Annotated in this window: 16 protein-coding genes and 1 other annotated feature; of the genes, 5 read left to right on the top strand and 11 right to left on the bottom strand. The window is 39.2% G+C overall.

All coding sequences use genetic code 11. From position 1 onward, the window contains the following. Positions 1 to 178: 178 nt before the first annotated feature. Positions 179 to 1,168, top strand: a complete 990-nt coding sequence (locus tag C9J34_RS16935) for a M23 family metallopeptidase (protein ID WP_107841359.1) — start codon at positions 179 to 181, stop codon at positions 1,166 to 1,168. A gap of 46 nt (positions 1,169 to 1,214) precedes the next feature. On the opposite strand, the gene C9J34_RS16930 is transcribed toward C9J34_RS16935, so the two are convergent. The 4 genes from C9J34_RS16930 to C9J34_RS16915 all read right to left on the bottom strand — a co-directional run bounded on the left by C9J34_RS16930 (position 1,215) and on the right by C9J34_RS16915 (position 4,040). Then, positions 1,215 to 1,745 (bottom strand): hypothetical protein, encoded by a 531-nt coding sequence (locus tag C9J34_RS16930; protein ID WP_107841358.1) that lies wholly within the window; start codon positions 1,743 to 1,745, stop codon positions 1,215 to 1,217. Next, positions 1,738 to 2,841 carry a hypothetical protein gene (locus C9J34_RS16925; RefSeq protein WP_107841357.1) on the bottom strand — a complete coding sequence of 368 codons (1,104 nt, stop codon included), beginning with the start codon at positions 2,839 to 2,841 and terminating at the stop codon, positions 1,738 to 1,740. Before C9J34_RS16925 ends, C9J34_RS16930 begins: the two co-directional genes overlap by 8 nt. Then, a complete protein-coding gene (locus C9J34_RS16920; RefSeq protein WP_238600690.1) occupies positions 2,822 to 3,349 on the bottom strand; it encodes a sigma-70 family RNA polymerase sigma factor in 528 nt (175 codons plus the stop codon). Before C9J34_RS16920 ends, C9J34_RS16925 begins: the two co-directional genes overlap by 20 nt. 319 nt (positions 3,350 to 3,668) lie before the next feature. After that, positions 3,669 to 4,040, bottom strand: a complete 372-nt coding sequence (locus C9J34_RS16915; protein ID WP_107841356.1) for a DUF423 domain-containing protein — start codon at positions 4,038 to 4,040, stop codon at positions 3,669 to 3,671. 230 nt (positions 4,041 to 4,270) lie between these two features. Here C9J34_RS16915 and C9J34_RS16910 point away from each other — a divergent pair, with 230 nt between their 5' ends. Together C9J34_RS16910 and C9J34_RS16905 are read left to right on the top strand one after the other, a co-directional pair. Beyond that, positions 4,271 to 5,440 carry an aminotransferase-like domain-containing protein gene (locus C9J34_RS16910; RefSeq protein ID WP_107841355.1) on the top strand — a complete coding sequence of 390 codons (1,170 nt, stop codon included), beginning with the start codon at positions 4,271 to 4,273 and terminating at the stop codon, positions 5,438 to 5,440. A gap of 160 nt (positions 5,441 to 5,600) precedes the next feature. Then, positions 5,601 to 6,395 carry a GNAT family N-acetyltransferase gene (locus C9J34_RS16905; protein WP_107841354.1) on the top strand — a complete coding sequence of 265 codons (795 nt, stop codon included), beginning with the start codon at positions 5,601 to 5,603 and terminating at the stop codon, positions 6,393 to 6,395. 42 nt (positions 6,396 to 6,437) lie between these two features. On the opposite strand, the gene C9J34_RS16900 is transcribed toward C9J34_RS16905, so the two are convergent. The 5 genes from C9J34_RS16900 to C9J34_RS16875 form a co-directional block, all read right to left on the bottom strand. Beyond that, on the bottom strand, positions 6,438 to 6,656 hold the full coding sequence (locus C9J34_RS16900; RefSeq protein WP_107841353.1) for a hypothetical protein: 219 nt from the start codon (positions 6,654 to 6,656) through the stop codon (positions 6,438 to 6,440). A 132-nt stretch (positions 6,657 to 6,788) separates the two neighbouring features. Then, positions 6,789 to 8,210, bottom strand: a complete 1,422-nt coding sequence (gene proS, locus C9J34_RS16895) for a proline--tRNA ligase (RefSeq protein ID WP_107841352.1) — start codon at positions 8,208 to 8,210, stop codon at positions 6,789 to 6,791. Positions 8,211 to 8,260: 50 nt separating this feature from the next. Then, positions 8,261 to 8,466, bottom strand: a binding site (T-box leader). Positions 8,467 to 8,503: 37 nt separating this feature from the next. Further along, the gene (locus C9J34_RS16890; protein ID WP_107841351.1) at positions 8,504 to 9,268 is read right to left on the bottom strand and encodes a DUF4825 domain-containing protein; all 765 of its coding nucleotides are present in this window, start codon (positions 9,266 to 9,268) and stop codon (positions 8,504 to 8,506) included. Further along, entirely contained in the window at positions 9,261 to 9,752 is a 492-nt protein-coding gene (locus C9J34_RS16885) for an RNA polymerase sigma factor (protein WP_238600689.1), read from the bottom strand. The genes C9J34_RS16890 and C9J34_RS16885 overlap by 8 nt, the downstream gene beginning before the upstream one ends. A gap of 448 nt (positions 9,753 to 10,200) precedes the next feature. After that, a complete protein-coding gene (locus C9J34_RS16875) occupies positions 10,201 to 11,091 on the bottom strand; it encodes an acetamidase/formamidase family protein (protein WP_107841349.1) in 891 nt (296 codons plus the stop codon). Between the two features lie 104 nt (positions 11,092 to 11,195). Here C9J34_RS16875 and C9J34_RS16870 point away from each other — a divergent pair, with 104 nt between their 5' ends. Together C9J34_RS16870 and C9J34_RS16865 are read left to right on the top strand one after the other, a co-directional pair. Next, entirely contained in the window at positions 11,196 to 12,086 is an 891-nt protein-coding gene (locus C9J34_RS16870; protein ID WP_107841348.1) for a helix-turn-helix transcriptional regulator, read from the top strand. A gap of 57 nt (positions 12,087 to 12,143) precedes the next feature. Then, on the top strand, positions 12,144 to 12,527 hold the full coding sequence (locus C9J34_RS16865; protein WP_107841347.1) for a GyrI-like domain-containing protein: 384 nt from the start codon (positions 12,144 to 12,146) through the stop codon (positions 12,525 to 12,527). Positions 12,528 to 12,847: 320 nt separating this feature from the next. Here C9J34_RS16865 and C9J34_RS16860 read toward each other — a convergent pair whose 3' ends face one another. Both C9J34_RS16860 and C9J34_RS16855 read right to left on the bottom strand, forming a co-directional pair. Beyond that, entirely contained in the window at positions 12,848 to 13,474 is a 627-nt protein-coding gene (locus C9J34_RS16860; protein WP_107841346.1) for a histidine kinase, read from the bottom strand. A gap of 51 nt (positions 13,475 to 13,525) precedes the next feature. After that, positions 13,526 to 14,041 carry a DUF2179 domain-containing protein gene (locus tag C9J34_RS16855; protein ID WP_107841345.1) on the bottom strand — a complete coding sequence of 172 codons (516 nt, stop codon included), beginning with the start codon at positions 14,039 to 14,041 and terminating at the stop codon, positions 13,526 to 13,528. Positions 14,042 to 14,199: the final 158 nt, after the last annotated feature.

The raw sequence follows: 14,199 nt of genomic DNA, 5'->3' as shown, positions 1-14,199 counted from the left end.
ACAGAAAAGTCAGATTTATTTTTCGTATTGAATTATTTTAATGCGACGCTAGTGCAATTATATTTTTCCTTAAAAATGTAGAATTTAAACTCTTCACTTGCAAAATTCCTACACCCTATTCACTCATAAAATTAAAAAAATGGGTTATGTTATACATGTAGAATGGAGGGAATAGATAATGAATCGCTTCCTAATAATACTTTGCCTTATGCTTATAAGCAGTTTCTTCATGGTGCCAACTAGTAGTGCACAACAAACACCTTCACAAGAAGAAATATATGCTCAACGAATGTCCAAGTATTATGAATTTGAAAGCCCGATTGTTCCTTGGTATTATCTTGCTGCAATTGACCAATATGAACGTAATATTCAAGCAGTACGAAAAGATATACCAACGCGTGAAGGTATACTTTCAATTCAATTTCCTACGCATTTTTGGTCTGGTCCCTTTAACCCCTCTGCACAAGATACTTCACCTGCAACGATTGCCTATTTTGGTGGCAATGGACTCGATGGCAATAACGATGGGACGGCAGATCAAACACAAGATGCAGATGTGTTACGCACACTTGTGAGCTATTTGCATCAAGCCCATGCTACGTCAGGTACATTCCAAGCAGCATTAGAGGAATATTACGAAAATGAACAGACAATTAATCAAATTCATGTCATCGCAAGTATTTATAAAAAATACAATACCATCGCCTTAGCCGAGCGAGCGTTCCCTATTCCAATTCGCGCAAATTACAGCTACAAAGGGACTTGGGGAGCAAGTAGAGGCTGGGGTGGAAGAAGAATACACGAAGGCACCGATTTGTTTGCAAGCTATGGGACACCTGTTCACTCTACTTCTTATGGCGTTATTGAAGTAATGGGTTGGAATGAGTATGGTGGCTGGCGCATTGGCATTCGCGACTTGCATAATACGTACCATTACTATGCACATTTATCCTCATTCCATCCTGATTTAGCGATTGGGGATATTGTAGAGCCGGGCGCCATCATTGGCTATGTCGGCAGCTCTGGCTATGGCAAGGAAGGAACATCAGGCAAATTCCCACCTCATTTACACTATGGTATGTATAAATTTGATGGACGCAACGAATGGGCATTCGATCCATTCCCCTCACTTTTAATTTGGGAACGCCAAGCAAAAAAAGGGGATTAAAAAAGCGCATGAAATCAACTGCACAACTTTGATTTCATGCGTCACCCTATTTCAAAAATAACAAACCTGTCCGCATCATCTCTTTGATAAATCGAACTAGCATAATTAATGCGGCTAAATAAAATAAAGCAGCTCCAAAAACAATAGACAGTTGAAAATTCTCCTCTATATTCATACCAAAAGAAAATGCTAAAAGCGCGGCAAACGTGACAAACATGCCAAATCGTTCTACTTTTTTATATGCTTGCACGCTATCTGTTTGTTCAGCAAGGGGCTGTAGTATATAAATAATGATTACTAAGACTAAATATTTAAATATCAGCAGTAACCAGCTCACAATATCCTCTAAAATAATTTGTTGTGTATACCACTTTGCTGAAAATAGTTCATCCCCTATAATAATGAGCATAACGCTATAAAGGACACCTTTTAATTTGCTCTTTTCAGGTATTTTCCATACGCCATAAAAGATGATGACCAGCGACACTATATATACATATGGTAAAAAAAAGGTGAAAATTGAACAAATCACCCCTCTGTGTAACCATTTTAATGCGATTTGCCATTGCTCAGTCATCTTGCATCATCTCCTGTCGTATTTCTTTGACAACATCGCGTGAGAATGGTGGAAAAAATACAACGCCAGGACTATGAAGTATTGTGCCATCTATCGTTTCCAACATATAGTGTTGATATTGATAGCTATACAGCTTTCCTTCTTCACTTAGCTCATAAACTAGCTTCAACCAGCGACCTTCCATTGTATATGGCAGTAAATCAATGTCTTCCTCCCCCTTTATACCAACACGCTGTATCACTTTTCTTTCATTCCACAGCTCATAACCGCTGACGGAAGAAGGCGGGGTAAACGCTTTGATTGTTGTCATATCTGTTTCAAATGTTTCAATACGATACTTTGTATCCTGCCCTATTCCACCGTTCTCTAAATCTTTTCCTCCAAGTATTTCAATGAATTCGACATCAAAGGGAATTTCTTGACCATCTGAAAAAATAGCATATGCTTCAATTGGTGAGCGCTTACTCATCACCTTGATTATATCTGCAGGTTTGAGCTCAAGTGTGACATCCGTTGTCATGTGATGTGCTGTACTCCCTAATCTCACACCATTTAATCCAATTATCGGAAGACTTGTATCGTTAATTACAATACTTTGTATCGTTTTTCCAAAGTCTTTTTTATTGATAATGGCATGAACATAAATGGACTTAAAGTCTTGCTCCGTCTTCAAACTAACTGATATCGGATAAATATACGGCTGTGGTAACTGCTGCGCTTCATAATAAGCACTATTCCAAATCCATGACACAGCAATGACAACGACAAGCCCCCATTGTTTGCGCCATTTTTTATGATTTCTTCCAAAGACCCATACCATCACTACTAGGAGAGCTGTACAAATACTAGCCAACCAATATGGGTTCGTTAATAGTTGTGATAGCCCAGCTGCTTGGTTGTTCTGCTCAAAACTTGGTGCTGTGGATACAAGCCAAATAAAATAAGCAACAGCTGCTGTTACGGGGATGGATAAAAAGATTGGTAGCCATTTTTTTCGATGCTTTTCCTTTGTTGCACGCTCAATACCCATTATCGCTCGCCTATGTAATGCTGATGGTTGCTCAATCTGCTGCATTTCATCCTTTAAAGATTTCATCTGCTATCCCCTCCTCCTCAAGCTTTGCCTTCAATTTTTTTAATGCGCGATATAAAATCGTTTTCGTTGTGCCAAGCTTTAATTGCAAAACATCTGCAATTTGCTCAAACGTAAAATCCTCATAATATTTCAGTAAAACGACATGCTTTTCTTCCATTGATAAATGCTCCATCACACTTTGCAATGTGAAATGCATATCAAGCTCTATCGGTTCCTCGATTGCATATGTATCGTGTAACTCTTCATAATGCGGTCGCTTTTTTAACAGGTCATGTGCACAATTGATTAAAATGCGAATGAGCCATGTTTTAAAATAGCTGACTTCGCGCAATTGTTGGATCGCTTTATAGGAGCGATAAGCACATTCCTGCACAATATCCAGCGCATCGTCCTGATTTTTCGCATACACATAGGCCATCGCATACAGCTCCTGCTCATACTGCTGAAAAAGTGCAATATATGCCGCATCCTCCCCTCTTTGCGCTTGTCGTATTAGCTGTTCATTCACATTTTTCACCTCTCTATACCAATTAGACTGCCATTTTTTCAATTTAGCTTGCACTTTTAGAAACTTTTTTCGGATATTTTAAAATTCGCTGATATATTATCGAAAACCGCTGATATAATTTAAAAATCGCCGATATATTATCGGAAACCGCCGATATATTTCAAAAACCGCTGATATGTTATCGGAAACCGCTGATATAACTCTAAAATCGCTGATATATTATCGGAAACCGCTGATATCTCTCAAAAACCCACAGACAGATTGCAAATTCAGCCGATAAAAAAAGACTATTAAGCTGGATGCTCAATAGTCACTTCCTTTATACAATCGCCATAATTACACATGCCCATGCAGCAATAAATAGGAGCCCACCAAGTGGTGTAATCGCGCCTAGCTTTTTCACACCTGTGACAGCTAATATGTAAAGACTTCCTGAAAATAGCGCAATGCCTGCTACCATTAAATAGCTTGCCCATTGTAAAACACTTGTCGTTCCTAAAATAGCATCATAGCCTAAAATACCGACAGCGATTAGCCCTAACGCATGATACATATGATACTGTACAGCAGTTTCCCAAATCGCTGCATATCTCGGCTCTGGAAATTTATCTTTTAATGCATGTGCACCAAATGCACCTAACACAATCGCTAATAAAGCGAGACTAGCACCTAATACTAAGGCAAATGTCATACTACCAACCTTCTTTCTTTATCAGTTATATCTCGTTCAGCGTTTTACACTGAATCAAAATAAAAATTACCCCATTCATTATACGTCTATTTTGCTAACATTTTCTACTTTCTTTAGCGAAAAAGCTTGCTTATAAACTTTTTTTATTTTCATCCAAACATTATATTGTGTAGTGAATTTTAAAGTGTTATAATTTTCAAAAAATTAAAATAAAGAAGGTTGTTCACACTATGCAGTACTCAGACAGAATTTTAAATACCCCCTCTTCATTTATTCGAAATATTTTAAAGGTAACGGAGGCAAATGATGTGATATCATTTGCAGGTGGATTACCCAACCCCATTTCATTTCCACTAGAGGATATGCATACGTCCATCGATCGTGCAATGAAACAACATGGTGCTAAACTATTCCAATATGCCTCAACGCAAGGCTATTTACCTTTACGTCAATATATCGCAGATAAATATAATCGTCGCTATAGCTTACAAATTAATCCTGATGACATATTACTAACAACAGGCTCACAGCAAGCACTAGAGCTATTAGCAAAAGTGTTAATTAATAAAGGCGATGGTATCATAATAGAAGAACCAGGATATTTAGGCGCAATTCAAGCATTTACATTAGCGGAGCCTACCTTTTATCCTGTAACATTAGAGCATGATGGACTCAATTTAGAGCAACTCGAGCAAGCATTACAGCAGCCAAATGTGAAGTTCATTTATACCGTACCCAATTTCCAAAATCCAACTGGACTTACGTACTCACTTGAAAAGCGTCAGCAAGTGTATGACTTGATTGCACGCCATGATGTTATTTTAGTAGAAGATGATCCTTACGGGGAGTTGCGCTTCGAAGGGGAGCATTTGCCATATATTGGTGCAGGGAAAATGGAAAATAGCGTGCTGCTTGGCTCCTTCTCAAAAATCGTCACACCTGGGATGCGCCTTGGCTTTATTATTACGAAAAACAAGGAACTCTTACAGCATATCGAAACAGCAAAGCAAGCAACTGATTTGCATACAAATGTTTTCTCACAATATGTTATTGCAGATTATTTATTAAATAACGATTTGACACAGCATATTCAAAAAATTAAAGATTTATATAAAATGCAATCTGATACGATGCTACAGGCGATGACTACACATTTTCCAACACATGTGTCCTATACGAAACCCGAAGGTGGTATGTTCATTTGGGCAACGATGAATAACGGGCGCTCTGCACTCGATGTGTTTGAGAAAGCAATGGAGCAAAAAGTCGCTTTCGTGCCGGGTAACCCATTTTACGTTAATTCAGGCGATAATAACATCAATACAATGCGCTTAAACTATACAAATTCCACACCTGAAATTATTGAGGAAGGTATTAAGCGTTTGGCAAGTATTTTATAAAAGCGAGGGCGTGTGCCTCGCTTTTTTATATGCGCAGTTGCTTTTATTCTACGTTTTTAAGGATTTATTCTACGTTTCTAAAATCTTCACTGAAATGCAGTTGACATTCGGAAGCTTTTTCTCTATTATTGGATTAATTTACCGTTAAGGAGGAGATACCATGATACGACTTTTAACTGCTGCTGACCATGACATTTGCATGGAGCTCGTCCAACAACAGCCAGCCGAAAACCTTTTTATTATTGGAGATATTGAGGCTTTTGGTTATGACCAGCCCTTCCAAAAAATTTGGGGACAATTTGAAGAAGACAAGCTTATTGCCGTTCTACTAAAATATGAGAGCAATTATGTACCTTATGCACAAGGAGCTTTTGATGTAGAGGGATTTGCCGAAATTATTAATGCAGATGAAAAAATGACAGATTTATCTGGTCTAAAGCATATTATCGACCAGCTTGAACCCTTCATTGGCAAAGAGCTGTTCAAAAAACAGGAGCTCTATTATGCCAAATGCACAGCGTTGAAAAAAATTTATCCAGAACAAGATTTACAAGCTGTTGAAAAATTAACACGCGACACAATTGAAGAGAATGTCGCGCTTTTAAAAACCATCCCCGAATTCGCAGGTAGCCCAACCACTGTTGAAAGCAAGCTTCGTGTTTTGGAAAGCAACACAGGACGCACCTACTTTATGCGTGAGGGCGGGGTGATGGTATCATCCGCTTCTACAACTGCTGAAAATAGTCTATCTGCAATGGTTGTTGGCGTTGCTACACATGCAGACTACAAGAAAAAAGGCTACGCGACAAAATGTATGCAAAAGCTATGCGGTGAGCTGCTAGATGAGGGGAGATCACTCTGTCTATTTTATGATAACCCTGCTGCTGGTGCGATTTACAAGCGCTTAGGCTTTGAGGACATTGGCTTTTGGAACATGCTGCGCTACCAAAAATAAAAAGATGCATGGAATCAATTAAAGCAGATTCCGTGCATCTTTTCATCCTACACTCAACCATTGTACAACCGCCAACACAAGCCCGCCAACAATTGGGGCCATTCTTAATGTCGTATAGCCTGTCGACGTACTGTTCCATTTCTCTAACGGGTCTTGTGCAGGTGAGCCTAAATAAGTAATAAAACGATCCCATCGACTTTTTTTGTAGCTCGCAAGCTTCTCAGGGATTTGCACGTCAAATTGGTCGAGTTGCCGCTGCAATTCCTGCTTTTCCCCATTCACTATACAATCAAGGAACCAAGAAAGTTCAATTTACTTTTAGATTAACTATTCTTGTCTGCATAAGTAAAGCACTTTCCAAATAAGCGATTGGAAAGTGCTGATTTATTTTTTCTAATATGCTCTTGCAAACCAAACTGTATGCTGTGCTTGTTGCTCACAGCAAATACATGTCTCTTTTTGGACAGGTGGATGGAATGGGATATTGCGTGTTGTAAATTTCGTTTGTTCCTTTACTTTTTGCTCGCAATCTGTGCTGCCACACCAGCCTGCTAGCACCCAGCCAGGAATGTCGCTTGCTTCAATATGCTGCTGTAATTGTGCTAAAGAATCGATTGTCGTATGTGAATTCGCATCTCTAAACTGGCGAGCTTTTGTCAGCAAACGCCCTTGCATCACTTCAAGTTCTTCTTCAATAATAGTAAATAGCTCTGTTAAATTGACTGTTTTCTTTTCTTCTTCATCGCGTGCCTTGATGATTGCTTGTCCATTTTGATAATCGCGAGGTCCTAGCTCAACACGTAGTGCCGCACCTTTTTGTTCCCATTTATTAAACTTAAAGCCTGCTGTTTGGTCTGTATCGTCTAATTTCACACGAATGCCCTTTGCCTTTAAGTCTTGCTGAATTTCTTCCAGCTTCTCCAAAATTTCTGGATGTTTTTTAAACGGACCTACTGGCATTAACACAACCTGTGTTGGGGCAATTTTTGGCGGTAACACTAAGCCTTTATCGTCACCATGCACCATAATGACAGAGCCGATTAGTCGCGTCGATGTGCCCCATGATGTTGTATGGACATATTGATGCTCGTTATTTTTATTTAAATATTTAATATCAAAGGCCTCTGCAAACTTTGTTCCTAAATAGTGAGATGTACCTGCTTGCACTGCCTTGCCATCTTTCATCATCGCTTCAATTGAAAATGTATCAACAGCACCAGCGAAGCGCTCTGATATTGTTTTTGTGCCATCATAAACAGGGATTGCTAAAATATTTTCGACAACCTCTTTATAAATGGCAAGCATTTGCATCGTTTCATGGCGTGCTTCTTCTTCATTTTCGTGCGCTGTATGCCCTTCCTGCCATAAAAACTCAGATGTACGGATAAACGGTAATGTTTTCTTTTCCCATCTAAAAACATTGGCCCATTGATTGAGCAAGAGTGGTAAATCGCGATAGCTTTTCACCCATTTTGCATAGAGATGACCAATCATCGTTTCCGAAGTTGGGCGCAATGCTAAACGCTCCTCTAAAGGCTCTCCTGCCGCCTCCGTTACCCAAGGTAGCTCCGGTGAAAAACCTTCAATATGATCCTTCTCCTTTTGGAAAAATGATTCAGGGATTAACATCGGGAAATAAGCATTGCGATGCCCTGTTTCCTTAAATCGGCGATCCATCACTGCTTGAATATGCTCCCAAATTTCATAGCCATCTGGTCGAAACGTAATACAGCCGCGCACTGGCGTATAATCCATTAACTCCGCATCCTGAATCGTTTTCAAATACCATTTTGTAAATTCATTTTCTTGCTGCATCCCTCATGCACTCCTTTTAAATTGAAATAAAAAAGCATAAAGTCATCCTGAATTAGGACGTCTTTATGCATAGAAAACGTGGTACCACCTATTTTTAGCTTTAATTGCTTAAAGCCCTCTAGCGTTTTATAACGGTAACGAACCGGTAAATTCTCCGTAGTAGGTTTCAATAAAGAAGCGGTGATATAGCTCTCAGCAACTGCTATATTCTCTGTTTCACAATTCTTTATTTACTTGGCTACATCAACAAATTAAATATATTTTATATATCATAGCAAAAGCTCTCTATGTTTTCAATTAGCTATTAATAAAGCTTGAAGCTGCTGATAAGTTTGAGCTGATAATTGATAGAGTAGCCCCGTGTCTGATTGTTTTGTAAAGACGGATTCCCCCTCATTTAACCATAAATAATAGCGTTCTCCTTCCACATCGAATACATAGTCTGCATCATTAACTAACAGGTTGACAATCGCTGGCTCTTGTTGTGCTGTATTGATAGCTTCTACTAAGACAGCTGTCAATGCCTCATGCTGCATATTTAATGGCAGTGGCTTTGTGCCATTTAAAGTTGCTTCATCATGAATTGCGGAGAAATCAATCGTTGAAAACATCTCTCTTGTTAGTGTGACATTTTCTCCATTCGCTTCAAATTGTATATAATCTGCATTTTGTACAAGTGCCCATATATAGAAGGCAACCTTTTGCTGTGTTTCATCTCTTATAAGTGTTGGCATATGCACAATAATACCATAGGGCTGTTGCTTTGTTTGTAAGGCGAATGAATCAAAGCTTTCTTCACTTAATGCATAGCTCAAAATGCGTCCCACCCTGCTGTTGTCACCGACATAAGTGCCTCGCAAATCCAAAATACCCCCCTGTTCCACTGGAGAATATGCCGTGCGCTCCGTCCATGTGCCACTTGCCCATAATAATAATCCAACCATGATTATGCCAGCCATTGTTAATTGGGGCAGCCATGTACGTGCTTTCTTTTTCTTGTGCTGTAATAGCTCTGCCTCGAAAATACGGTTTAAGCTTGCTTTCACTTCTTCATGCATCGAATATCAAGCCTCCTAATTTCTTTTTCAATTGCTCCCGCGCACGCTTTAATCGCGTTTTCACTGTGCCTTCAGGTATTGTCAAAATCGCAGAAATTTCAGGAATCGAAAAATCCTCATAATAATACAGTACGATAATTTCTCGATAAATCGGCTTTAACTTTAAAATCGCCAATCCAAGCTGTGTCTCCGTATCCCTTTTTAAAGCACGTTGCTCAGGTGTATCCAAATGAAAGCTTTGCATAAGCACATGCTGCTTATACTTCCAGCTTCGCAAATAGTCGTAGCTACGATTAATCGTCATCCGAATTAAATAAGTTTTATAGGATGCCTCTGCACGAAAGGACTCTTCCTTCTCAACTGCCTTTTCACATACATCTTGCACAATATCCTGTGCCATTTCGCGATTTTTCACATACGTATAAGCGAGCTTTAACAACATTGTGTAATGTGTATGTATCGCTTGCTCTAGCGTTTCCTGCAAAATGCCGCCCCCTTTTCAAATTTATGTTTAGACGGCTAGCCCTAGCGAATAGTTTCAAATTTTTTTACGCATATCAAAAAGCTCACCACCCATAAAAGTCGGTAGCGAGCTTTACATCACGTCGAAGTGTGATTGTATCAGGAGTTTGAATTCCCTCTGATTGAAATTCTTTTCTGCCATTCATCCCCCCCTATGTGTGATGGACTTCTATATCTGTATCTGCCGCTACGCCTTCGCGCAAAAAACATTGTTGCTGTCGTTTCACTTTCGCACAGAAAATATTGCTGCTGTCGTTTCACTTTCGCACAGAAAATATTGTTGCTGCCGTTTCACTTTCGCACAAAAAAACATTGCTGCTGACGCTTCGCCTTCACACAGAAAATATTGCTGCTGACGCTTCGTCTTCACACAGAAAATATCTGCTTTCGGCACACTAAACATTGCTGCATCAAGTTAAACTTTTCAAATAGCGTAGCGGTAATTCCATACGTGCTGTTTTGTTCGGATCAACAATTTGGCTAATGCGTAGCTGCCCCGCAAGCGACAGTAGATGAATCGCTTCCGCATCCGTTAAAGCTGTTGATTGTTTAATAACATGTACCATATTTTTCGTCGCTATAACAGTTGCCTCATCCAATGTTTTCGCTGAAGCAATCATGCTAATTGTATTATCTTTAATGACATATGGTGTTGGTATAGTATGATTTTTCAAAACATGAACAGTTACCGTTACTTGGGCAGGCACCTCTCCACCACACACTGATACTTCACCATCACCCATTGCAGCATGGCAATCACCTAACGCTAATAATCCTCCCGCCACGTTCACCGGTAAATATAGCTTCGCCCCTTCTGTAATCACTGCCGTATCCATATTGCCGCCATGCGCATCAGGCACACCACAGCTAATCGCTCCTTGTGCTGGTGCTGTTCCGATTACACCAATCATTTTATTCACTGGAATTTTAATATCCTCTGTAAATTGCAGCTCCTCGTCAACAATGGGGACACGCTTAATTGTCATAGCATCTAGCTCGTCTCCTAAAACACCTAATTCGGGGCCTGTCATGAGCGTTACTGTGTCACCAATATCAATTTTATGAATTTCTACTTCTAATACGTCCCCAGGCTCAGCTCCTTCAATAAAAATAGGACCTGTCGCTGGATTAATTTTGTTCCAATCCAAAGCCTCTATTACTTGATCTTCACTTGTAATTTGATCTGTAAAGCAATCATATGTCTCAAACATAATCGTATCGCCACTTTTTGCAGTACAAGCAGGCTCGTTATCCGCACTCATTGCATAAATGGCATGTTCCTTTGAAATAAAGTGTTTCATTCGCAATCCCCTCCTATATGCAATCATAGCAAATTTTCTCACTATTCTGTAGATAATTAAGTGATAAGCATCGTTGTATAATTACATGAAAGGGGGCTAACACAATGAAAATAGAGAGAATGTTTGCGATTGTTGTTTTTTTATTGCATAAACGGCTTGTGTCTGCGGAGGAATTGGCTGAGAAATTAGAGGTCAGCAAACGGACTATTTATCGGGATATCGATTCATTATGCGCGGCAGGTGTTCCAATTATTTCATATCTCGGTAAGAACGGTGGCTTCACACTGTCTGAGCGCTATCAGCTTGATAAATTAACGTTTAGTGATACGGAAAAGAAATTAGTTATGGATAGCCTTACACTAGAACAAGAGCTTTTTGAAGGACGACAGCTTTCCACTTTACAGCAAAAGCTCGCCCTTTTTCAAGAGGCGCACCATACAAGCTTTACATTAGCTAGTGCAACATTACATCGAGATACTATCGAGCAAGAAACAAAAAATAAAATCCAACAACTTTTCACCTTTATCCAACAAGAACAAGCAATTGAAATTTCATATGTAGCCCAAAATGGTCATTTCACTACACGCACGGTTTTGCCTATCAAACTCCATTTGCAAAACGGTAGCTGGTATATAGAGGCCTTTTGCCAAATGCGCGAAGCTTATCGATTTTTCAAGCTAACACGTATTCGCAAAATGGAGACCGTCGATTCCTCTATAGACAAACCATTACACTCATCCCAAGCTGAAAGGCCCGCTCAATTAGAAAAAATCATTTTACAATTTTCCTTAAGCGAGCATGGCAAGCTGTATGATTTTTTCATCGAGGAGGAGCTCGTCATACAACAAGAGCATATTATTGCAACATTTTTCTACGATATAACAAATGATCTTCTTCCTTTTATTCGTATGTTCGGCAGCAAAGTAAAAATCCTTGCACCTGCTTGGCTTCAGCAAAAGCATCTGCAAGAAATTCAAAAGATTTTGGAAAGCTGACAGACTGTTGTCATATTATGTGCATTATACTGAGTGTAAACAAAGGAGGATTACATAATGAAAACATGGATAACAGAAAAACAAATTGTTGGGACAGGCATTCGCACAAATAATGCAACACCCGAAGAGATTGGACAGCTCTGGGAAAAGGTTACGGCAAGCGGCTTACAAGGAGATATTTTCGCTGTTTATCACAACTATGAAAGCGACTTTACTGGGGATTATGATTTATCTATTGGGACAGAGCAAAGTGCAACAAATGCTCTCACTATTCCTGCTGGACACTATGAGGTAATCAATGTTGACACATCTCAGCCGAATGCGGTCTTTCTCGCATGGACAACTATTTGGCAAAGCGATTTACCTAGAGCCTATCATACTGATTTTGAACACTATGCACAGGATGGTTCTGTAAAAATTTATTTATCTGTGGTGGATTAAAGGTGGAGCTTCCTATCTAGTGATTTCGAGTTAGCTATTAGAAACTTTGGAGATTCTATCAGTTAGTTTTGCCTTTCTAGCAGTAACTTCAAAATATATTCGTGCTTTTTGAATTATATCTGCGCTTCTCACGATATATCTGCGTTTTTTGAATTATATCTGCGCTTTTCATGATATATCGGCGCTTTTTGAATTATATCGGCGCTTTTTGAATTATATCTGCGCTTTCACAAATATATCAGCGAATTCCCCTATATCAGCAAATTGGCTGCCCCACTTATTCTGGGGCAGCCTCTTTCATACATTTACCTTCTTCTCCATCAAATTAATGCAGACACGTCATGATTTTGCTCAATTGAGAGCATTTCTGCATGCATCAATAATGCGGTTAATTGATGTCCTACTGCATCATGCATATCTCGCGCAATATTCGTCCGTTCCTCTGCTCGCACAACTTGCTCCTGCACCGCTTGTGCGCGCTTCAATAAGCGGTACTGTCCCAATAGTTCATCATATAAAATCTGCTTTTCACGGGTAGCCTGTACATAATGACGTAAGAAAACCGCCATACACATAATAATTATGACGAATAACGCCTCATGCAAAGCTAACTGCTGTATTGCAACAAGTGCAACCATTCCAAGCATTGAAATGCCTAGTAATCCAACATACGACCTTACCTTTAACAATAGCGCACTATCCACTAAAAAATAGGCGACTACTGGCAATACATATGTCATATTTACTGATAAAAATGCGCTACTAAACAGCAATAAAATAATACAGCCATACCTAACTGCGTGTCCTTTTTTCAAAATTGGGGTAAAAAAATACAGTGTCAGCACTCCTGCACTTATCAAAAAGGCGCCAGATGACATTTTTGCATGTATGAGAAATAGCGTAATTAGCAGCAATAATGCACTAATACGCCATGTGAAATAAGGCATCTTTATAAAATCCTTTCTATCAAGTTAAAAGCTGTCCGAATAGTCAGTTCCTCATCTCTGCTTCATACGTGCTACTAAAAAACCGCCTCTAAACGATTTAGGCTCATATGAAATAATAAAGGCGTTTGGCTCAAATTGCTCCACGATTTTGAACAGCTCTGTCTCGCGATTGCGCTTCGTTAAAATTTCATATTTATAGCGCTCACTATCTCGTCCTTCTCCAATAAAAGTTGTAACAGCAAAGCCCTCACTTCTTAAAAACTGAATAAGCTTTTCATTTCTTTGCTGTGTATTAATTGTCGTATAAACATAGCCGATTGCTAACTTGCGCTCAATTTTTGCCCCTAAAAAAATACCTAAGCCAAAACCAACGGCATACACAACCATTGCTAAAATGCTTTGGTCACCACTAAAAACTAGAGAAAGTCCAAAAACATAAATCAACATTTCAATCATACCGAAAATAGCTGCTAGAAAAGTTACGTTTTTCACTAAAAATATCGTACGCAATGTTAAAAATGGTACATAAATTAATTGCAAAATAATAATTAACACAATATTATTCATTATTTTCAGTCCTTTACTTAGGAAACTTTCTGCTATTGTATGGGTGAATTTGCTAAAAGTCAATTCATCCGAAAAACCGAAAGTTCCCTAAACGCTCATTGAGCATGAACTACTCCCTGTCAAGTAGACAATTAAATCCGCCCATTTGATTCGGGTGG

Origin of the sequence: Metasolibacillus meyeri (genome assembly GCF_003049505.1) — a bacterium.
GTDB lineage: Bacteria > Bacillota > Bacilli > Bacillales_A > Planococcaceae > Metasolibacillus > Metasolibacillus meyeri.
Note: the sequence above shows the minus strand (reverse complement) of the source record. Positions and strands in the feature narration are given on the sequence as shown.

Excerpts from the sequence above, each read along its gene's own strand:
- C9J34_RS16870 (WP_107841348.1), top strand. The coding sequence starts at position 11,196 with ATGAAAATAGAGAGAATGTTTGCGATTGTTGTTTTTTTATTGCATAAA.
- proS (WP_107841352.1), bottom strand. The coding sequence starts at position 8,210 with ATGCAGCAAGAAAATGAATTTACAAAATGGTATTTGAAAACGATTCAG.
- C9J34_RS16910 (WP_107841355.1), top strand. The coding sequence starts at position 4,271 with ATGCAGTACTCAGACAGAATTTTAAATACCCCCTCTTCATTTATTCGA.
- C9J34_RS16890 (WP_107841351.1), bottom strand. The coding sequence starts at position 9,268 with ATGCATGAAGAAGTGAAAGCAAGCTTAAACCGTATTTTCGAGGCAGAG.
- C9J34_RS16935 (WP_107841359.1), top strand. The coding sequence starts at position 179 with ATGAATCGCTTCCTAATAATACTTTGCCTTATGCTTATAAGCAGTTTC.
- C9J34_RS16905 (WP_107841354.1), top strand. The coding sequence starts at position 5,601 with ATGATACGACTTTTAACTGCTGCTGACCATGACATTTGCATGGAGCTC.
- C9J34_RS16925 (WP_107841357.1), bottom strand. The coding sequence starts at position 2,841 with ATGAAATCTTTAAAGGATGAAATGCAGCAGATTGAGCAACCATCAGCA.
- C9J34_RS16855 (WP_107841345.1), bottom strand. The coding sequence starts at position 14,041 with ATGAATAATATTGTGTTAATTATTATTTTGCAATTAATTTATGTACCA.
- C9J34_RS16865 (WP_107841347.1), top strand. The coding sequence starts at position 12,144 with ATGAAAACATGGATAACAGAAAAACAAATTGTTGGGACAGGCATTCGC.
- C9J34_RS16860 (WP_107841346.1), bottom strand. The coding sequence starts at position 13,474 with ATGCCTTATTTCACATGGCGTATTAGTGCATTATTGCTGCTAATTACG.
- C9J34_RS16915 (WP_107841356.1), bottom strand. The coding sequence starts at position 4,040 with ATGACATTTGCCTTAGTATTAGGTGCTAGTCTCGCTTTATTAGCGATT.
- C9J34_RS16875 (WP_107841349.1), bottom strand. The coding sequence starts at position 11,091 with ATGAAACACTTTATTTCAAAGGAACATGCCATTTATGCAATGAGTGCG.
- C9J34_RS16930 (WP_107841358.1), bottom strand. The coding sequence starts at position 1,745 with ATGACTGAGCAATGGCAAATCGCATTAAAATGGTTACACAGAGGGGTG.